This window comes from Streptomyces virginiae (assembly GCF_040638905.1).
Classification (GTDB): Bacteria; Actinomycetota; Actinomycetes; order Streptomycetales; family Streptomycetaceae; genus Streptomyces; species Streptomyces virginiae_B.
The window spans coordinates 581,332-602,158 of record NZ_JBEZYV010000001.1 but is presented as its reverse complement, the minus strand read 5'-3'; the positions used below and the strand labels follow the sequence as shown (position 1 = coordinate 602,158).

At 75.4% G+C, this 20,827-nt stretch carries 6 protein-coding genes; 5 read left to right on the top strand and 1 reads right to left on the bottom strand.

Annotation, left to right across the window (positions count from 1 at the left end; genetic code table 11):
- The first annotated feature begins 30 nt into the window (after positions 1-30).
- From AB0F82_RS02790 to AB0F82_RS02775, 4 genes are all read left to right on the top strand, one after another.
- The gene (locus AB0F82_RS02790) at positions 31-13,554 is read left to right on the top strand and encodes an amino acid adenylation domain-containing protein (protein WP_362623095.1); all 13,524 of its coding nucleotides are present in this window, start codon (positions 31-33) and stop codon (positions 13,552-13,554) included.
- 6 nt (positions 13,555-13,560) lie between these two features.
- Positions 13,561-14,856: an MFS transporter gene (locus AB0F82_RS02785; protein ID WP_362623092.1), complete on the top strand. Its 1,296-nt coding sequence runs from the start codon at positions 13,561-13,563 to the stop codon at positions 14,854-14,856.
- A 66-nt stretch (positions 14,857-14,922) separates the two neighbouring features.
- Complete coding sequence (ddaH, locus tag AB0F82_RS02780; RefSeq protein WP_362623091.1) at positions 14,923-15,735, top strand: dimethylargininase; 813 nt, start codon at positions 14,923-14,925, stop codon at positions 15,733-15,735.
- Between the two features lie 168 nt (positions 15,736-15,903).
- Positions 15,904-16,128 carry a hypothetical protein gene (locus AB0F82_RS02775; protein WP_362623088.1) on the top strand — a complete coding sequence of 75 codons (225 nt, stop codon included), beginning with the start codon at positions 15,904-15,906 and terminating at the stop codon, positions 16,126-16,128.
- 21 nt (positions 16,129-16,149) lie between these two features.
- Here AB0F82_RS02775 and AB0F82_RS02770 read toward each other — a convergent pair whose 3' ends face one another.
- Positions 16,150-19,329: an AfsR/SARP family transcriptional regulator gene (locus AB0F82_RS02770; protein WP_362623086.1), complete on the bottom strand. Its 3,180-nt coding sequence runs from the start codon at positions 19,327-19,329 to the stop codon at positions 16,150-16,152.
- A gap of 284 nt (positions 19,330-19,613) precedes the next feature.
- On the opposite strand from AB0F82_RS02770, the gene AB0F82_RS02765 reads away from it, so the two are divergent.
- Positions 19,614-20,654: a hypothetical protein gene (locus AB0F82_RS02765; RefSeq protein WP_362623084.1), complete on the top strand. Its 1,041-nt coding sequence runs from the start codon at positions 19,614-19,616 to the stop codon at positions 20,652-20,654.
- Positions 20,655-20,827: the final 173 nt, after the last annotated feature.

Here is a 20,827-nt window from a genome sequence, read left to right as displayed (position 1 = left end):
CCACGCCGTGACGTGAGCAGAGGAAGCACCGTGATCCCGGTTTCGTACGCACAACAGCGTCTCTGGCTGATCGACCAGATCGAAGGGCCGACCGCGCTCTACAACCTGCCGTTCGCGGTCCGCCTGCGCGGCACGCTCGACACCGACGCCCTGCGCGCCGCGACGGCGGACGTGGTCGCCCGGCACGAGGCCCTGCGCACGGTGTTCCCGGTGGCCGGGGGAGTCCCGGTGCAGCGGATCCTGCCGTCCGCGGAGGCGGAGATCGCCTTCGAGACGGTGGACTGCGCCCCCGGCGAGTACCCCGCCCTGCGGGACCGGGCCGCCGCCCGCACCTTCGACCTGAGTGCCGAACTGCCCATCCGGGTCACGGTCTTCTCGCTCACCCCCGCCGAGCTCAGGCCCGCCGAGCTCACCCCCACCCAGCTCAGGCCCGGTCGGCCCGCCACCGGCCGGTCCGCCACCGCGTCCCCCGCCGAGCACGTGCTGCTCGTCGTGCTGCACCACATCGCCGGCGACGGCTGGTCGCTCGGCCCGCTCCTGCGCGACCTCGCCACCGCCTACGCCGCCCGCCGCGCCGGCCGCACCCCCGACTGGGAGCCGCTGCCGGTTCAGTACGCCGACTACACGCTCTGGCAGCGCGAACTGCTCGGCGACGAGAGCGACCCCGGCAGCGTGCTGAGCCGGCAACTCGACTACTGGCGCGAGGCCTTGGCCGGCCTGCCCGAGGAGCTGGAGCTGCCCACGGACCGCCCCCGGCCGCCCGCCCCGACCGGGGCCGCCGACGCCGTCCCGTTCGGCTACGGCCCCGAACTGCACGCCGCCCTGGCGGGCCTGGCCCGCCGGCACCGCGCCACCCTGTTCTCCGTCCTCCAGGCCGGTCTCGCCGCACTGTTCACCCGGCTCGGCGCGGGCACCGACATCCCCCTCGGCACCGGCGTCGCCGGCCGTTCCGACGAGGCGCTGAGCGACCTGGTCGGCTTCTTCGTCAACACCCTCGTCCTGCGCACCGACACCTCCGGGGACCCGTCCTTCACCGAACTCCTCGGCCGGGCCCGGGAAGCCCAGCTCGACGCCTTCGCCCACCAGGACGTGCCCTTCGAGCGGCTGGTCGAGGAGGTCAACCCGGCCCGCTCCCTCGGCCGCCACCCCCTCTTCCAGACCCTCCTCGTGCTTCAGAACCACGAGGAGGGCGAACTCGGCCTGCCCGGACTGCAGGCGCAGCCCGAGGAACTCGGCCTGCGTGTCGCCAAGTTCGACCTCAACATCGGCATCACCGAGCGCCACAGCCCCGAACGCGCCCCCGCCGGACTCACCGGATCCGTCGAATACGCCGCCGACCTCTACGACCGCGCCACCGTCACCACCCTGTTCGAGCGCCTGGGCCGGCTGCTGGCCGCCGCGGCCGCCGACCCCGACGCGCCGATCGGCGCCCTCGACATCCTCACCCCCGAGGAGCGCGGCCGCCTGCGCGACGAGTGGAACGCCACCGCCGCGCCCGTCCCCACCGGCTCGCTGCCCGAACTGTTCCAGGCCCAGGCCGCCCGCACCCCGGACGCGGTCGCGCTCGCCCACGACGGCGCCGACGTCTCCTACGCCGAGCTCGACGCCCGCGCCAACCGGCTGGCACACCACCTCGCCGCCTGCGGCGTCGGCCCCGAGTCCCCGGTCGCCCTGCTGATGGAACGCTCGGTCGACCTGGTCGTCGCCACCCTGGCCGTCCTCAAGGCCGGCGGCGCCTACGTACCCCTGCACGCGAGCCTGCCCCCGGAGCGGATGGCCGCACTCCTCGCCGACACCGGCGCCCCAGTCCTGCTCACCGACCGCACCGACCCGGGCTTCGCACACGACGCCGTCGTGGTGCGCCCCGGCGACGAGGAGGACGCCCCGGAGCACGCCCCCGGCGTCCCCGTCCACCCCGACCGGCTCGCCTACGTGATGTTCACCTCGGGCTCCACCGGCACCCCCAAGGGCGTCGCCGTCCGCCACCGCGACATCGTCGGCCTCGCCGCCGACCGCCGCTGGCAGGACGGCAGGCACCGGCGGGTCCTGCTGCACTCCCCGCACGCCTTCGACGCCGCCACCTACGAACTGTGGACACCGCTGCTGGCCGGCGGCACGGTGGTCGTCGCCCCGCCCGGCAACCTGGACGCCGCCGCCCTGCACGCCGTCGCGACCCGGCACGAGGTCACCGCCGTCTTCCTCACGAAGGCCCTCTTCGACCTGGTCGCCGAGCAGGCCCCGGAGACCTTCCGCACCCTGCGCACCGTCTGCACCGGCGGCGAGGCCGCCTCCGGCACCCTCATGCGGCGTGTCCTCGACCACTGCCCCGACCTGCTGCTCGCCCACGTCTACGGGCCGACCGAAGCCACCACCTTCGCCACGCACCACCCCCTCGCCCCCGCCGACCTGAGCGGCCCCCGGCCGCCGATCGGCGCCCCGCTCGACAACATGCGCGCCCACGTCCTCGACACCCGGCTGCAGCCCGTACCGCCCGGCGTCCCCGGCGAGCTGTACGTCGCCGGCGCCGGCCTGGCCCGCGGCTACTGGCGCCGGCCCGCTCTGACCGCCGAGCGCTTCGTCGCCGACCCGTACGCGCCGGGCGAGCGCATGTACCGCACCGGAGACCTGGTACGCCGCCGGGCCGACGGCGCCATCGAGTTCCTCGGCAGGATCGACGGCCAGGTCAAGCTGCGCGGCTTCCGCATCGAGCCGGGCGAGATCGAGGCCGTGCTCTCCCGCCACCCCGCCGTCCGCCAGGTCATCGTGGTCCCCCGGGAGGACCGCCCCGGCGACACCCGGCTCGTCGGCTACTGCTCGGTGCGCGGCCCCGCCCTCGACGGGAACCCCGGACTCGACGCCGAACTGAGGCAGTTCGCCGCCGCCACCCTCCCCGCCTACATGGTCCCGTCAGCCGTCGTCGTCCTGCCCGCCCTGCCGCTCAACGCCAACGGCAAGGTCGACCGGCGCGCCCTGCCCGCCCCCGCACTGGCCGCCGACACCACCGGCCGACCCCCGCGCGACGAACGCGAACGCGCCCTGTGCACCCTCTTCGGCGAGATCCTCGGCATCGACGACATCACCATCGACGACGACTTCTTCGAACTCGGCGGCCACTCGCTGCTGGCGACCCGCCTGGTCGGCCGGGCGCGCACCGAACTGGGCGCCGAACTGGCCATCGGCGACCTCTTCCAGGCCCCGACCGTCGCCGCCCTCGCCGACCGGCTCGCCACCGACCCGGCCCGCCCCGCGCTGCGGCCCGAACCCCGGCCCGATCACCTGCCCGTCTCCTTCGCCCAGCGCCGGCTGTGGTTCCTCGGCCAGGCCGAAGGCCCCGCCGCCACCTACAACGTCACCCTCGCGCTCCGCCTCACCGGTCCGCTCGACGCGGCAGCACTCGAAGGCGCCCTCGGCGACGTCGTCGCCCGCCACGAGAGCCTCCGTACGGTCTTCGGCGCCCAGGACGGCGTCCCCCACCAGCGGATCCTGCCCGCGCCCCCGGCCCCGCTGCTCACCGTCACCGACCGCCCGGTGCAGGAGCTGACCGGCCACACCTTCGACCTCGCCCGCGACGTCCCGCTGCACGCCTACCTGCGCCCCGAGGCCCCCGACGAGCACGTCCTGCTCCTCGTGATGCACCACATCGCCAGCGACGGATGGTCCTTGCGGCCGCTCTTCCAAGACCTCGCCGACGCCTACACCGCCCGGCTCGGCGGCGAGGCACCGATGTGGGAGCCGCTGCCCGTCCAGTACGCCGACTACACGCTCTGGCAGTACCGGCTGCTCGGCGCCGACACCGACCCGCAGTCCCAGCTCTCCCGCCAGCTCGACCACTGGAGGCAGGCGCTCGCCGGCCTGCCGGACGAACTGCCGCTGCCGCTGGACCGCCCCCGCCCGGCCGCCCCGAGCCACCGCGGCGACGTCGTGCCGCTGGAGCTGGACGCGGACCTGCACGCACGGCTCGCCGAGCTGGCCGCCGGGCACGGGGCCACCCTGTTCATGGTGCTCCAGGCCGCCTACGCCACCTTGCTGCACCGCTTCGGCGCCGGCGAGGACCTGCCGATCGGCACCCCGCTGGCCGGCCGCCTCGACCCGGCCCTCGACGAACTGGTCGGCTTCTTCGCCAACACCCTCGTCCTGCGCACCGACCTCACCGGCCGGCCCACCTTCGCCGAACTGCTGACCCGCGTACGGGAAGCCGACCTGGCCGCCTACGCCCACCAGGACGTGCCCTTCGAGCGGCTCGTCGAGGAGCTCAACCCGGTCCGCACCCTCGCCCGGCACCCGCTCTTCCAGGTGATGATCGCCTTCGACAACACCGCCGGCGGCGGCCCCGAGTTCCCCGGCACCCGCACCGCCTACGAGCCGCTCGGGCTGCCCACCACTGCCTTCGACCTCACCCTCAACCTCTCCGAGCGCCACCACCCGGGCGGCGCCCCCGCCGGCATCGAGGGCGGCCTGGAGTTCGCCACCGACCTGTTCGACCGGGCCACCGCGCAGCGCCTCGCCGACGCGCTGCTGCGCCTGCTGGCCCAGGCCGCCGCAGACCCCGACCGGCCGGTCGCCGAACTCGACGTACTGGGCGAGGCGGGCCGGACAGCGCTGGCCGCATGGCACGACACCGCCCGGCCGGGTGCGGCGGACGTCCTCCTCCCGGAGGCCTTCGCCGCCCAGGCCGCCGCGACCCCCGACGCCACCGCGCTCGTCTTCGGGGAGACCCGGCTGACGTACGCCGAGCTGGACGCCCGTGCCGACCGCCTCGCCCACGGCCTGACCGCCTCCGGGGCGGGCGCCGAGGACGTGGTCGCGCTCGCCCTGCCCCGCTCCGCCGAGTCCCTGGTCGCCGTCCTCGCCGTACTCAAGGCCGGTGCGGCCTTCCTCCCGCTGGACGCCGACCACCCGCGCGAGCGGATCGCCCACATGCTGGCCGACGCCCGCCCCGCGGCCGTCCTCACCACCACCGGATGGCCGCTGCCCGAGGTCCTCGACGGGCTCGCCGGTGCCACCGTCCTGGACGTCGACGAACAGGGGCGGGCCGAGCGGCCCGCCGGTGCCCCGCCCGTCCGCGTCACCGCCGCCAACGCCGCCTACGTCATCTACACCTCGGGCTCCACGGGCCGCCCCAAGGGCGTCGTGGTCCGCCACGGCGGCCTCGCCAACCTGTTCGCCTTCCACCGCGACGAGACCGTCGCCGCCGCCCGACGGGCCCACCCGGGGCGCAGGTTCAGGTTCGCCCAGGCCGCCTCGCTCTCCTTCGACACCGCCATGGAGGCGCTGCTGTGGATGGTGGCCGGCCACGAACTCCACCTCCTCGACGACGACGTGCGCCGCGACGCCGCCGCGATCGTCCGCCACGCCGAACACACCGGCGCCGACGTCCTCGACGTCACCCCGGGCCAGGCCGAGCGGCTGGTCGAGGAGGGTCTGTTCGACCGCTGCCCGCCGGCCCTCCTGATGGTCGGCGGCGAGGCCCTCGGCCAGACCCTCTCGGCCGCCCTCACCGCCGCCGCGGACACCGTCGTGCTCAACATGTACGGCCCCACCGAGTGCACCGTCGACGCGCTGTACCACCGGCTCTCCGGCGACCCGCGCCCGCTCATCGGCCGCCCGCTGCCCAACGTCCGCGCGCACGTCCTGGACACCGGCCTGCGGCCCGTCCCGCCCGGCGTCCCCGGCGAGCTGTACCTCAGCGGCGCGGGCCTCGCCCGCGGCTATCTGGGCCGGCCCGCGCTGACCGCCGAGCGGTTCGTCGCCGACCCGTTCGCGCCGGGGGAGCGGATGTACCGCACCGGCGACCTCGCCCGCCGCCGCCCCGACGGCCGCGTCGAGTACCTGGGCCGCACCGACCACCAGGTCAAGGTCCGCGGCTTCCGCATCGAACCCGGCGAGATCGAAACCGTCCTGGCCGCCCACCCCGACGTCCTCCAGGCCGCGGTCCTGCCCCACCAGGACGGCACGGACGGCCCGGCCGGCACCCGACTGGTCGCCTACCTCGTGGCGCGCACCCCGCTCGATGCGGCCGCGCTGCGCGCCCACGCGGCCGCCGCGCTGCCCGACTACATGGTCCCGGCAGCCTTCACCACGCTCGACGCACTGCCGCTCAACGTCAACGGCAAGCTCGACCGGTCCGCGCTGCCCGCGCCCGACTTCGCTGCGGCCACCGGCGGCCGGGCCGCCCGTACGGCGCGCGAGGAGATCCTCTGCGGCCTGTTCGGCGAGATCCTCGGCCTCACGGGACCGGTCTCGGTCGACGACGACTTCTTCGCCCTCGGTGGGCACTCCCTGCTCGCCACCCGGCTGCTCAGCCGGGTCCGCGCGGTGCTCGGCGCCGAACTCGGCATCCGGGACGTCTTCGAGACGCCGACGGTGGCGGGCCTGGCCCAGCGGCTGGACGGTGCCGCGGCCCGCCTCGCGCTGACCGTCCGTGAACGCCCCGAACGCCTGCCGCTCTCATCCGCCCAGCAGCGGCTCTGGCTGATCGACCGGATGGAGGGCCCCAGCGCGCTCTACAACATGCCTCTCGCCCTGCGCCTCACCGGTCCTCTCGACGCGGCCGCCCTGGAACTCGCCCTCGGCGACCTCGTCGCCCGCCACGAGATCCTGCGCACGCTGATCGCCGAGCACGACGGCGAGCCGCACCAGCTGGTCCTCCCTGCGGCCGGCGCGGACCTTCCCGTCGAACTGCGCGACTGCGCACCGGAGTCGGTGGACGCGGAAGTGGACCGGGCCGCCCGCCGCCCCTTCGACCTGGCCGCCGAACCGCCCGTACGCGTCACCCTCCTGCGGGTCGGCGCCGAGGAGCACGTCCTCGTCGTCGCCCTCCACCACATCGTCGGCGACGGCTGGTCGATGGGCCCGCTGCTGCGAGACCTGGCGGACGCGTACGCCGCCCGCCTGGACGGCTCGGCGCCCGACTGGCGGCCGCTGCCGGTCCAGTACGCCGACTACGCGCTCTGGCAGCGCGAACTGCTCGGCGACGAGGCCGACCCCGACAGCCTGGTCTCGCGCCAGCTCGCCTACTGGCGCGACACGCTCGCCGATCTCCCGGAGGAGCTCACCCTCCCCGTCGATCGGCCGCGCGGAGTCCGCGCCGACCACCGGGGCGACCGGGTCGCCCTGCCCATCGACGCCGAACTGCACCGCGCGCTCGCCGGGCTGGCCCGCGAGCACCGCGTCACGATGTTCATGACCTTCCAGGCCGCGCTGGCGGCGCTGCTCACCCGGCTCGGAGCCGGTACCGACGTGCCGATCGGCTCGGTGGTCGCGGGCCGCTCGGACGAGGCCCTGGACGATCTCGTCGGCTTCTTCGTCAACACCCTCGTCCTGCGCACCGACACCTCCGGAGACCCGACCTTCGCCGAACTCCTCGGCCGCGTCCGGGAGACCGGACTGGGCGCCTACGCCCACCAGGACGTGCCCTTCGAGCGGCTGGTCGAGGAACTCAACCCGGCCCGCTCCCTGGCCCGCCACCCGCTCTTCCAGGTGGCGTTGGTGCTGCAGTCCGGCACCGGTGGCGAGCCGGAGCTGTCCGCGCTGCGCGCCGAGGCGCTGCCGGCGGACACCGGAGTCGCCAAGTTCGACCTCAACGTGACGCTGGAGGAGTTCTTCGGACCGGACGGCGAGCCCGCCGGACTGGACTGCGCGATCGACTACGCCACCGACCTGTTCGACCGGGAGACCGTCGAGGCCGTCGCCGCCCGCTTCGGCCGGCTGCTGACGGAGATGACGGCCCGGCCCGAGCGGCGGATCGGCCGCGCCGACCTGCTCGCCGACGGCGAGCGCGCCGTACTCCTCGGCGGCCACCGGCCGCTGCCCGCCGAACTGCCCCTGGTTCCGGACGCCTTCGCCGCACAGGTGGCGGCCACACCCGAGCTGACGGCCCTGGTCTTCGGGGAGACCCGGCTGACGTACGCCGAGCTGGACGCACGCGCGAACCGCCTCGCCCACGGCCTGACCGCCGCCGGCATCGGCCCCGAGGACGTGGTCGCGCTGGCCCTGCCCCGCTCGGCCGAGACGGTCGTCGCCCAGCTCGCCGTACTCAAGGCCGGTGCCGCCTTCCTCCCGCTGGACGCCGAGTACCCGCTGGAGCGCACCGCCCACATGCTGGCCGACGCCCGCCCCGCGGCCGTCCTCACCGACCCGGGATGGCCGCTGCCCGAGGCGCTGGACGGGCTCGCCGGAGCGACCGTCCTGGACGCCGGCGAACAGCACTGGGCCGACCGGCCCGCCGCGGCGCCGCCCGTCCGCGCCACCGCGGCAGACGCCGCCTACGTCATCTACACCTCCGGCTCCACCGGCCGCCCCAAGGGTGTGGTGGTGAGCCACCGGTCCATCGCCGGCCTGCTGGCCGCCCACCGGGCCGAGACCTTCGCCGGGCCCGAGCGGGCCCACGGCCGGATGCGCGCCGCGCTGACCGCCTCGCTCTGCTTCGACGCCTCCTGGAACGGCCTCCTGTGGATGGTCGCCGGCCACGAGCTGCACCTGATCGGCGACGACCTGCGCCGCGACCCCGCCGCCCTGGTCCGGCACCTGCGCACCGCCGGAGTCGACGCCGTCCAGTTCACCCCCACCTACGCCGAACAGCTCATCGCCGAAGGCCTCCTGGACGCCCCCGCCCCGCGCGTGGTGCTGCTCGGCGGCGAACCGATCGGGCAGGCCCTGTGGACCCGCCTGCGCGAGGCTCCGGCGACCACCGGCCACAACCTCTACGGGCCCACCGAGTGCACCGTCGACACCCTCCTCCAGGCGTACGCCGACTCGGAGCGCCCCACCATGGGCCACCCCGTCCTCGGCACCCGCGCCCACGTCCTCGACGCCCACCTGAACCCCGTCCCCGCCGGCGTCCCCGGCGAGCTGTACCTGTCCGGGGACGCCCTGGCCCGCGGCTACCTGGGCCGGCCCGCCCTCACCGCGGAACGCTTCGTCGCCGACCCGTTCACGCCGGGGGAGCGGATGTACCGCACCGGCGACCTGGTCCGCCGCAGCCGCGAGGGCCGGATCGACTACCTGGGCCGCACCGACCACCAGGTCAAGATCCGCGGCTTCCGCATCGAACCCGGCGAGATCGAACAGGCGCTGGCCCTGCACCCGGCCGTCCGCCAGGCGGTGGTCACCCCGCACGAGAGCGCCGACGGCGACCGCCGCCTGGCCGCCCACTGCGCGGTCGCCGCCCCCAGCCCCGAACTCTCCCTCGAACTGCGGCGGTTCGTGGCACAGTCGCTGCCCGCCCACATGGTCCCCGCCGCCGTCGTCACCCTCGACGCGCTGCCGCTGACCGGCAGCGGCAAGGTCGACCGGCGCGCCCTCCCCGCCCCCGACTTCCAGCTCTTCGCCGGCGGCCGCCCCGCCCGCACGGCACGCGAGGAACTCCTGTGCGGCCTGTTCGGCGAAGTCCTCGGCGCGACCGGACAGGTCTCGATCGACGACGACTTCTTCGCCCTCGGCGGGCACTCCCTCCTCGCCATGCAGCTCGTCAGCCGGGTCCGCACCGTGTTCGCCGCCGAGATCGGCGTCCGGGACGTCTTCGAGGCGCCGACGGTGGCCGGCCTCGCCCAGCGGCTCGACGGCGCCGGCGCGCGGCTCGCCCTGACGGCCGGCGAGCGACCGGAAGGCCTGCCGCTCTCCTTCGCCCAGCAGCGGCTGTGGCTGATCGACGGGATGGAGGGCCCCAGCGCCCTCTACAACCTGCCGCTCGCCCTGCGCCTGAACGGCCCGCTCGACCCGGCCGCGCTCGAACTCGCCCTCGGCGACCTGGTCGCCCGGCACGAGATCCTGCGCACGCTCATCACCGAGCAGGACGGCGAGCCCTCACAGCGGATCGTCCCGCCCGCCGAGGCCCGGATCCCCTTCGACCGCCGCCCCGCCCGGCCCGCCGACCCGGCGGCCGCCCTGGCCGAGTGCGCGGCCGTCCCCTTCGACCTCGCCCGCGAACTCCCCCTCCGGGCCCACCTGCTCCCGCTCGCCACCGACGAGCACCTCCTCGTGCTCGTCCTGCACCACATAGCGGGCGACGGCTGGTCGATGGAGCCGCTGCTTCGCGACCTCTCCGCCGCCTACGCCGCCCGCCTGGACGGCGCGGCGCCCGACTGGCAGCCGCTGCCGGTCCAGTACGCCGACTACGCGCTCTGGCAGCGCGAGCTGCTCGGCGACGAGGCCGACCCCGACAGCCTGGCGTCCCGCCAACTCGCCCACTGGCGCGAAGCCCTGGCGGGAATCCCCGAGGAGCTGTCCCTCCCCGTGGACCGCGCCCGGCGGGCGGACAGCAGCCACCGGGGCGACCGCGTCGTCGTTGCGTTCGGCGGCGAACTGCACCGCGCCCTGGCCGGGCTGGCCCGCGAGCACCGCGTCACGATGTTCATGACCCTGCAGGCCGCGCTGGCGGCGCTGCTCACCCGGCTCGGGGCCGGCACCGACGTGCCGATCGGCTCGGTGGTCGCCGGTCGCTCGGACGAGGCCCTGGACGATCTCGTCGGCTTCTTCGTCAACACCCTCGTCCTGCGCACCGACACCTCCGGCGACCCGACCTTCACGGAGCTGCTCCACCGGGTCCGGGAGACCCAGCTCGACGCCCACGCCCACCAGGACGTGCCCTTCGAGCGGCTGGTCGAGGAACTCAACCCGGCCCGCTCCCTGGCCCGCCACCCGCTCTTCCAGGTCATGCTGCTGCTCCAGGGCGCGGGCCGGGCCGGCGGCCCCGGCGAGGCCCCGCTCGACCTGGCAGGCCTGCCGGCCGCCGTCGAACCGGTCGGCGGGTGCGTGGCCAAATTCGACCTCTCCATCGCCATGGGCGAGTCCTTCGACGCCGACGGCGCGCCCGCCGGGCTGGAGTGCGCGATCGACTTCGCCACCGACCTGTTCGACCGTGAGACCGTCGAGGCCGTCGCCGCCCGCTTCGGCCGGCTGCTGACGGCGGTCGCCGCCCGCCCCGACCGGCCCATCGGCCGCGGCGACCTGCTCGGCGCCGGTGAACGCGCCGAACTCCTCGGCGAAGGTGAGGCTTTGCCGCCGGCCGTGCCGCTGCTGTCCACCGCCTTCGAGGCCCGGGCGGCCCGCACCCCCGACGCGATCGCGCTGGTCGCCGGGGACACCCGGCTCAGCTTCGCCGAGCTCAACGCACGCGCCAACGACCTCGCCCACCGCCTGACGGCCGCGGGCGCCGGCCCGGAGACACTGGTCGCCCTGGCCCTGCCGCGCTCCGCGGAGACCGTGATCGCCCTGCTCGCCGTGCTCAAGGCGGGCGCCGCCTCGCTCCCGCTGGACGCGGGACACCCCGCCGACCGTACCGCCGCCATGCTGGCCGATGCCGCGCCCGCCCTGGCCGTGACCGGCGACGGCTGGCCCCTGCCCGAACTCCTCACCGGCCTGCCCGTCCTGGCCGCGGCCCCGGCGGCCGGGAACGACCGCCCCGCCGCCGACAACCCGCCGCCCCGGGCGTCCGCCCCCGACGCCGCCTACGTGATCTACACCTCCGGCTCCACCGGCCGCCCCAAGGGCGTCGTGGTCAGCCACGGCTCGATCGCCGCGCTGCTCGCCTCGCACCGATCCGCGACCGGCCCGATCGGCGCCACCGAAGGCGAGCACGGCCGCAGCCGCGTCGCGCTCACCGCCTCGCTCTGCTTCGACGCCTCGTGGGACGGCCTGCTCTGGCTGATCGCCGGCCACGAACTGCACCTCATCGGCGACGAGGTCCGCCGCGACGCCGCCGCCCTGGTCCGCCACCTGCGGACGGAGTCCGTCGACGTCATCGAGGTCACCCCCTCCTACGCCGAACAGCTCCTCGACGAAGGCCTGCTGGACGCGCCCGCCCCCCGTGTGGTGCTGCTCGGCGGCGAGGCCGTCGGCCAGAGCCTGTGGACCCGCCTGCGCGAGGCCCCCGCGACCACCGCCCACAACCTCTACGGCCCCACCGAGTCCACCGTCGACGCGCTCACCCAGCCCTTCACGGCCACCGGGCGCCCGGGCCTCGGCCGCAGCGTCCTCGGCACCCGCACCCACGTGCTCGACGAGCACCTGAGCCCCGTACCGCCCGGCGTCCCCGGCGAGCTGTACCTGGCCGGCGCCGGCCTCGCCCGCGGCTACCTCGGCCGCCCCTCGCTCACCGCCGAGCGGTTCGTCGCCGACCCGTACGCCGCCGGGGAGCGGATGTACCGCACCGGCGACCTCGTCCGCCGCACCCGAGACGGACGACTCGAATACCTCGGCCGCACCGACCACCAGGTCAAGATCCGCGGCTTTCGCATCGAACCCGGCGAGATCGAGCACGTGCTCACGCGCCACCCCCGGGTCCTCACCGCAACCGTGACGGTCCACGACGACGGCACCACCGGCCCCCGGCTCGTCGCCCACGTCGTTGCGGACGGCCCGCTCGACCAGGCCGAACTGCGCGCCTTCGCCGCCGAGTCGCTGCCCGCCCACATGCTTCCGGCCGCCTACGTCCCGCTCGACGCGCTTCCGCTGACCGCGAGCGGCAAGGTCGACCGGCGCGCCCTCCCCGCCCCCGACTTCACCGTCCCGCCCACCGGTCGGGCACCCAGGACACCGCACGAGGAGCTGCTCAGCGGCCTCTTCGCCGAAGTGCTGGGCCTGCCGGGCCCCGTCTCCGTCGACGACGGCTTCTTCGACCTCGGCGGCCACTCCCTCCTCGCGATGAAGCTGCTCGGCCGGATCCGTACCGCACTGGGCGCCGACCTCGGCATGCGGGCGCTCTTCGAGGCCCCCACCGCGGCCGCCCTCGCACGGCGACTGGCCCGCCACCTCGACCCGGCGGGCACGGCCCCCGCCCCCAGCGCCGACGTCCCCAGCGGCCACAGCGCCCTTGACGTACTCCTCCCGCTGCGCGCGGGCGGCACCAAGGCCCCGCTGTTCTGCGTCCACCCCGCCGCGGGCATCAGCTGGGTCTACTCGGGGCTGCTGCGCCACCTCGATCCCGACCGCCCCGTCCACGGCCTCCAGGCACGCGGGCTGCGCGGGGGCTCCCCGTCCTCCGTCACCGAGATCGCCGAGGACTACGTACGCCAGATCCGCGCCGTCCAGCCCGAGGGCCCGTACCACCTGCTCGGCTGGTCCTTCGGCGCGGTCGTCGCCCACGCCATGGCCGTCGGCCTCCAGGCGGCGGGCGGTCAGGTCGCCCTGCTCGCCCTCCTGGACGGCCTCCCGGCCGACCCCGCCCGGTACCGCGCCGACGCCACCCCGCCCTCCGACGACCCGGTCGACACCCTCGCGGCGCTGCTCGCCTCGCTCGGCCACGACCCGGCCGGCGGACGCGGGCAGGCCGACCTCACCGCACTCCTCGGCGAGGCCGCCGGCGTCCTGCCCGACGTCTTCGAGCAGAACGCCAAGCTGATGGCCGAGCACGTCCCCGACCACTACCGGGGCGACGCCGTCTTCTTCGGCGCCACCCTCGACAAGCCCGCCGACTGGCCCTACGGGGAGGCCTGGCGACCGTACGTCGACGGCCGCGTCGAGCAGCACCGCATCACCTGCACGCACGGCGCCATGACGCAGCAGGAGCCCGTCGCACGGATCGCCGCCGTGCTCGCCGACAAGCTTGGAGAGTGACCCGCCATGACCACAGCCTCCGTGAAGCCGCCGTCGCCCCCGGAGGGCGACGCGCCGCCCGAGGGCCGCTGGGGCCTCTGGGCGCAGGCCAACTTCCGCAAGCTCTGGATCGGTGAGACGACCAGCGGCCTCGGCACGGCCGTCGGCAACGTCGCCCTCGCCCTGGTGGCCGTCGTCACGCTGGAGGCCTCGCCGTTCATGGTCGGCCTGCTGACCGCCTCCGCCTGGGTGCCGTGGCTCTTCCTCGGCCTGGTGGCCGGCGCCTGGGTGGACCGCTGGCCCCGGCTGAAGGTGATGCTGATCTGCGACCTCCTGCTGCTGGTCCTGTTCGCCAGCGTGCCGGTCGCCGGCTGGCTGGGCCTGCTGACCATGGCCCAGCTGGTGGTGGTGGCGCTGCTGGCCGGCGCGGTCAAGGTGTTCCTGTCCACCGCGAACAGCGCCGTGCTGCCCGTCCTGGTCGCCAAGCCCGACCTGCTGGAGGCCAACGTCAAGCTGCGCTCGGGGGACGCGGCCGCCGAGATCGCCGGCCCCGGCCTGGCCGGCCTGCTCTCGCAGGCGTTCGGCGCCGTCAGCGGGCTGCTCGCCGACGCGGTCACCTACCTGGTGGCGGCGGTCTGCGTGGGGTCCATCCGGGCCGAGGAGAAGCCTCCGCCGGTCTGCGAACGGCGCGGGATCCTGCGCGAGATCGGCGAGGGGGTCCGGTTCCTGGCCCGCGACCCCTACCTGCGCACGCTGGCGAGCTTCGCGGCCGTCGGCAACCTCGGCCTCAACGGCATCCAGGCCGTGCAGACCATCTTCCTCGTCCGCAGCGTGGGCGTGACCCCCGGCGGCGTCGGAGCCGTCTTCGCGGTGGTCTCGGTCGGCGGCCTGGCCGGCGCCGCGCTCGCCGGACGGATCGCCCGCCGGTTCGGGACGGCGCGCGGGCTGCTGCTCTGCGAGCTGGTGGGGGCGCCATTCATCCTGCTGCTGCCGATGGCCGGGGACCGGCTGCCCCTGGCGGTCAGCGCGGTGGCCTGGTCGGTCGCGGTCTGCGGGGTGATCGCCGGGAACGTCATCGCCGGCAGCTTCTACCAGGCCTACTGCCCGCCCGCGATGATCGGCCGGATCCGGGCCAGCGCCTCCACCGTCAACTTCAGCGCCATCCCGGTGGGCGCCCTGCTCGGCGGCTGGCTCGGCGAGGTGCTCGGCGCCCGCACCACCCTCTGGATCATGGCGAGCGTGCTGCTCTCCGCCGGCCTGGTCCTGCTGGCCGGCCCCCTGCGCGGCCTGCGCAACTTCCCCGAACGCCCCGCGCTGTCCTGACCGGCCCCGCCCGCGGTTCCCCTCCGTGCCGTCCCCGCCCCGCCCGCACTCCTCCCGGAGCCCTCGATGACCCGCACCGCCCGCCCGCGCCGCTTCCTGATGTGCCGTCCGACCCACTTCGAGGTCAGCTACGCGATCAACCCCTGGATGGACCCGGCCAAGCCGGTCGACACCGGCCTCGCCGTCACCCAGTGGGAGCGGCTGTACGAGCTGTACGCCGACCTCGGCCACCGCGTCGACCTGATCGACCCGCTGCCCGGCCTGCCCGACATGGTCTATGCGGCGAACGGCGCCACCGTCGTCGACGGCAAGGTGCTCGGCGCCCGGTTCCGCAACGCCGAGCGCGCCGCCGAGGCCCCCGCCTACCTGGAGTGGTTCAGGCGCAACGGATTCACCACCCACGACCCGGTCCACGTCAACGAGGGCGAGGGGGACCTGCTGCTGGCGGGCCGTCACCTGCTGGCCGGCCGCGGTTTCCGCAGCGTCAGCGCCGGCCACGCGGAGGCACAGGAGTTCCTCGGCCGCCCGGTGATCGGCCTGGACCTCGTCGACCCGCGCTTCTACCACCTCGACACCGCGCTCAGCGTGCTCGACGACGACGAGGTCATGTACTACCCGGGCGCGTTCTCCGCGGGCAGCAGGCAGGTGCTGCGCCGCCTCTTCCCGGACGCGGTGCTGGTCGAGGAGGCCGACGCGGCGGTGTTCGGGCTCAACCTGATGAGCGACGGGCTGAACGTGGTGCTGCCGGAGGCTGCGACCGGGGTCGCGGCGAGGCTGCGCGAACGGGGCTTCCGGCCGATCGGAGTGGACCTCTCCGAGCTGTTCAAGGGCGGCGGCAGCGTGAAGTGCTGCACCCTGCACCTCCGTGAGGCCGCCTGACCGGCACCCCGCCAACGCCCCGATCAACGGGGCCGATCGACGCACGGTGCTCGTGCGTCGATCGGCTGTTGAACGCGCCTTGCGATGCTCTTCCCATCAGCCCGGAACACTCCGGGAGGAACCGAAAAACCCCCTTCCCGCCTGGGAAGACGTCCCTCAGGAGCATTCATGGCGAACCGCGCGAACAACACCGTTGCCACCCGGGTCTGCCTGGCCGTCGCCGGCCTCGGCCTCGGCACGCTGATCGCCCTGGGCGCGGCCGGCGCGGCGATGGCCGACGACACCACCGGCACCGGCACCGGCCAGGGCGGCGGGACCGTCAGCACCAACCAGGCCCCCGCGCCGACCCCGACCCCGTCCGACGACAAGGACTGGAACAGCACCGGCTCCTGAGCCGCGGCCCCGCCCCCTCGGCTACGCCTCCAGCCCGCAGCTCTCCACCATGGCGAGTGCCGGCTCCTCCAGCAGACAGGCCACCTCGGCGGCCTCCGGAAGCCCCAGCCGGCAGAAGACCTCGTACGCCTGCCGCAACCGCGCCCCCGCCTCGGCCCCGCGCCCGAGGTCCAGCAGCGAACGGCCCAGTACCACCAGCGCTTGAGCCTGGTCCCGTTCGGCCCCCAGCTCCTCGCAGAGCGCCAGCGCCCGCCCGGCGTGGTCGAGCGCCTCGTCGGCCCGGCCGAGCGAGCGCAGACTGTCCGCCAGCCGGTAACGCGCGTGCGCGGCCCGGTCCCGCAGACCGGCCCCCGTCGCCACCGTCAGGCACTCCCGGAACCAGGTCACGGCCTCCTCGTGCCGCCCGAGCCCGTGCAGCGCCAGGCCCAGTACGTACAGGGTGTACGCCCGCCCCGGATCGTCCTGCCGCGTCCGCAGCTCGGCGAGCGCCTCGTGGCAGATCTCCACCGCCTCCTCCGCCCGCCCGCTGCGCACCCGTGCCAGCGCCGCGTTCACGGTCGTCACCAGGGCGCCCGACCGGTGCCCGAGCGCGTTGGCCAGCACCAGGGCCTCGTCGTAGTGGTCCACCGCCTCGTCGTAGCGGCTGAGGAACTGGCAGATCAGGCCGAGGTCGTTGAGCGCCTGACGGAGGATCACCGTGTCGCCGGCGGTCCGCGCCGCGTCCACCGCCTGGCGGGCGGCCGCCTCGGCCGCGTCCAGCCGGGTCGCGGCCAGGGCCACGTTCCCGCGCAGGAAGTGCGCACGTCCCGTGGCCCGTACGTCGCCGTGCCGCACCGCCGCCTCCGCCAGCGCGTCGGCGGTGGCGGCGAACTGCCGGCTCGGAGGGGTGAGGACGAACGGGGTGAGCGCGATCAGCAGGTCGATCGAGGCCCGCAGCGCCGTGCCCTGACCGCCGTCGGACAGGAGCGGCCCGCCTGCCGCGGGCCCCGCGGGGCCCGCGACCGCGTCCGCGGCGACCTGGGCCGCCAGAGCCACGGCGCCGGCCCGCTCCGTCGCCGTCCACTCCCGGGCCGTGTCCCATCCGGTCAGCGCCACACCGGGGGAGCGGGCCGGACCGAGCGCACCAGCCGCCGGGTCGCCCGGTACCGCGTGCTGGAAGGCTGTGCACGCCGTGGCCAGCAGGTGGTCCAGCAGCCGGTCCCGGGCGGCCAACGCCTCACCGCTCTCCGCCGGACCGCCGGACCCCGGACCGCCGGACGCCGTGGCCGCCCCCCGCGCCGGGCGCCGTCGGGCGAAGGAGCGCAGCAGGTCGTGATAGCGGTAGCGCCCGGGGAACGGCGACTCCACCATCGCCACGTCCACCAGGGCCTCCAGCAGGTCCTCGGCGTCGTACTCGTCGAGGTCGAGCAGCGCCGCCGCGGCCGGCAGCCCGATGTCCGGCCCGTCCACCGAGGCGACCAGCCGGAACGCCCGGGCCTGGTCGGCGGTGAGCTGCCGGTAGCTCAGTTCGAAGGCCGCCGCCACCGCGAGGTCGCCGATCCGCAGCTCGTCGATCCGGCGCCGCTCCACCTGGAGCCGGCGGCTGAGCGTCTCCACCGTCCAGCCCGGCCGGGCCGCGAGCCGGGCCGCGACGATCCGGACCGCCAGCGGCAGGTACCCGCAGGCCACCACCAGCTCCAGCGCCGCGTCGCGTTCGGCGTCGAGCCGGTCCGTGCCGATGGTGCGGCCGAGCAGGTCGAGGGCCTCGGAGGGGTGGAACACGTCCAGGTCGACGTGGACGGCGGCCGGCAGTCCCGCGGGCCGTGTGCGCCCCGTGGTGAGGACCGCGCAGCCGACCGTTCCCGGCAGCAGCGGCCGGATCTGCGCCGTGTCCTTGGCATTGTCGAGCACCAGCAGCAGGCGCCGCCCGTCGACGACGGACCGGAAGAGCGCCGAGCGGGCGTCCAGGCCGTCCGGCACCGCGTCGCCGGGGACCCCCAGGGCGACGAGGAAGCCGCTGAGCACCGCTTCCGGATCGGCGGGCACCGGGTCGGAGCCGCGCAGGTCCGCGTAGAGCTGGCCGTCCGGGTAGGACTCCCGGACGCGGTGTGCCACGTGCAGGGCGAGCGCCGTCTTGCCGACCCCGCCCATGCCGACGACGGTGGCGATCACCAGTGCCTGCGCCGCGGGGGTGCCGAGTGCCTCGTCGAGCACCCGCACCGGGGCCGTACGTCCGGTGAAGTCGGCGGCGTCCGGTGGGAGCTGGGCCGGTCTTGGTGCCGCCGCCGGTCTGGGGGGCGCCTCCCGCCCCTTGTCCGCCTGGTCCCGGCCCGCTACGGGCGCCGCGGGGCCGGATCCCTGGCCGGATGGCTGCCCGGTGTCGTGCCCGGAGTCCTCGACGGCGCGGATCTCCCGGGGCTCGTCGGCGGGCGGCGATGCCGGCGGGCTCGGTTCCGGGGCGGCCAGCGCCGGATCGCCCTCCAGGATCCTGCGGTGCAGGTGCTCCAGGTCCGACCCCGGCGCGACGCCCAGTTCCGCGAGGAACAGCTGCCGCACTCCGCGGTACACCGCCAGCGCGTCCGCCTGCCGTCCGGCCTGGTAGAGCGCCCGCATCAGCAACCCGTACGCCCGCTCGTGCAGCGGGTGCTCGGTGGTGAGGGAGGTCAGCTCGGGGATGCAGCGCGAGTAGCGGCCGAGCGTCAGGTCCAGCCCGATCCGTTCCTCCAGCAGGGTCAGGCGCAGTTCCTCCAGCCGCTGGCGGTGCCGCTCCGCGAACGGGCCGGGGACCCCGGCCAGCGGTTCGCCCTGCCACAGCTCCAGCGCCTGGTTGAGCAGGTCGCGGGCGCGCAGCGGATCGGTCCGCGCGGTGCGCTCCGCCTCGGCGGCCAGCGACTCCGCCTCCGCGGAGTCGACGGCCAGCTTCGGCAGGACCAGCCGGTAGCCGTCGCCCATGGACACCAGCACGCTCGACGCGGGCCGTTCGCCCCCGGCCGCCGCGTCGCCTTCCTCCGCTTTGCCGCCCGCGTCCAGCACCTTGCGCCACCGCCACGCGTACGTGCGCACCGTGGTCATCGCTGCGCTCGGCGGCGCCTCACCCCACAGCGCGGAGATGAGGTCGGTCGCACTCGCCGAGTGCCCCGGCCGCAGCAGGAGGACGGCCAGCATCGCCTGCTGCTGCGGGCTCCCGATCTTGAGCGCGGTAGCGCCCCGGTGAGCCCGCATCAGACCGAGTAACGAGAAACGGAGATCGCCCAAGTTCTGCCCCCAGCCCCCAGAACACGGTGCCCGCCCCCGCAAGGCGCCCATGTCTCGATTTGTGTCACCTTTTTAACCACAGCGTCGTACTCGGTGTCGAGAGTCCGTTGAGCCTGTGGTGATCAGGTGTTGAACCTTGCGGTAGAGAATCGCACCGTGCCGCGGGCACGCCGGAGACCGTCCGGGCTCGCGCCCGCCCCCTCGGTCGCCGGTGGCGCCGGGCCCGACCATACATTCGGAGGCGGACGTCCGTGAACACCCCATTGCTGTACCGGCTGCTCGACACCGACCCCGCCGCCGGGCCGGCGGAACTGCTGCACCGCGCCCGGACCGGCCGCCATCTGCCCCATCTGGTGCTCTCCGCGCTGGCGGGCGACGGCGTCCGGATGGGCGAGGCCGCCCGGGCCGAGCTCGGCCGCGCGCGCGACCGCGTCGCCCGGTACGCCCGCCTGGCCGCCGGCCTCGCCCGTTCCACCGGCGTCCACGCCATCCGGGGCCTCCCGCTCGCCGGGTACTACCCGGCCGGTCTGCTGCGCCCGCTGGACACCCTCGATCTGGTCGCCCCCGACGAGGCGGCGCTGTGGCAGGCCGTCATCCGGCTGGCCACCGACCACCCGGTGGAGCACATCGACGTCTCCCTGTTCGGTGAGCGCCCCCACCACACCGCGGTCACGCTCCACTGGCCCGCCGAGGACCCCCTCGTCGACCCCTGGTACCGCGTCCACGTCTCCACCGCGGCCCTCCCCGGCGACGGGCGGGGCGTGCCCGTCCGGCCCTTCCTGGTCGCCGATGCCCATGTGGAGTGCTTGATCGCACTGGCCGAGTCCCGCCTCGGAGGGCCGGGCCTGCCGCCCGGCGCGCTCACCCTCCTCGACGTCGCCGCCCTCACCGGCCGGCCCTTCGAGGCCGCCGAGACCGCCGCGGTCGTCGCCGCCTACCGGCTGGCCCCGGAGGTCGCGGCCCTCCTCGACCACGCCGCCGAGCACGTCCCGCTGGGCCCGCTCGCGGCCGTCCGCGCCGCGCTCGCCCCGGAGCTGGCCGCCGAGCACCGCCGCCGCGGCGGGGCCCCCGCCGCCCGGCGCGTCCCGGCCCGGCACGGCGCCCTGCTCCGCCGCACCGCCATCCGCCACAGCTGGGGCGAGGCCCGCCTCCTCGGCCACACCCCCGACACTTCCCTCCTCCTCACCCCCGTCGCCGACTACCTCCTCGCTCCGGCCGCCGACGCCGTCGCCGACCCGGCCACCCGCACCGCCGCCCTCGACGCCCTCCACCACTGGGACGCCCTCTGCTGACGCGAGGAATTCCGTATTCCGCCCGGCGGGCCCCGCGGCTCCACCAGGTTTCCCCGCCGCGGCCTTCATCACATTTCCGAACCCGCCCACCAGCTCCGCTAACATGTTCGAGCGAACAATGATCAGGTTGAAATATGAACATCGGCTGAAAAATTGATATCTGCGGTTTTGCG

What these genes read in the sequence shown, in the direction of transcription:
- AB0F82_RS02785 (WP_362623092.1), top strand. Translation starts at nt 13,561, where the DNA reads ATGACCACAGCCTCCGTGAAGCCGCCGTCGCCCCCGGAGGGCGACGCG.
- AB0F82_RS02770 (WP_362623086.1), bottom strand. Translation starts at nt 19,329, where the DNA reads ATGCGGGCTCACCGGGGCGCTACCGCGCTCAAGATCGGGAGCCCGCAG.
- ddaH (WP_362623091.1), top strand. Translation starts at nt 14,923, where the DNA reads ATGACCCGCACCGCCCGCCCGCGCCGCTTCCTGATGTGCCGTCCGACC.
- AB0F82_RS02775 (WP_362623088.1), top strand. Translation starts at nt 15,904, where the DNA reads ATGGCGAACCGCGCGAACAACACCGTTGCCACCCGGGTCTGCCTGGCC.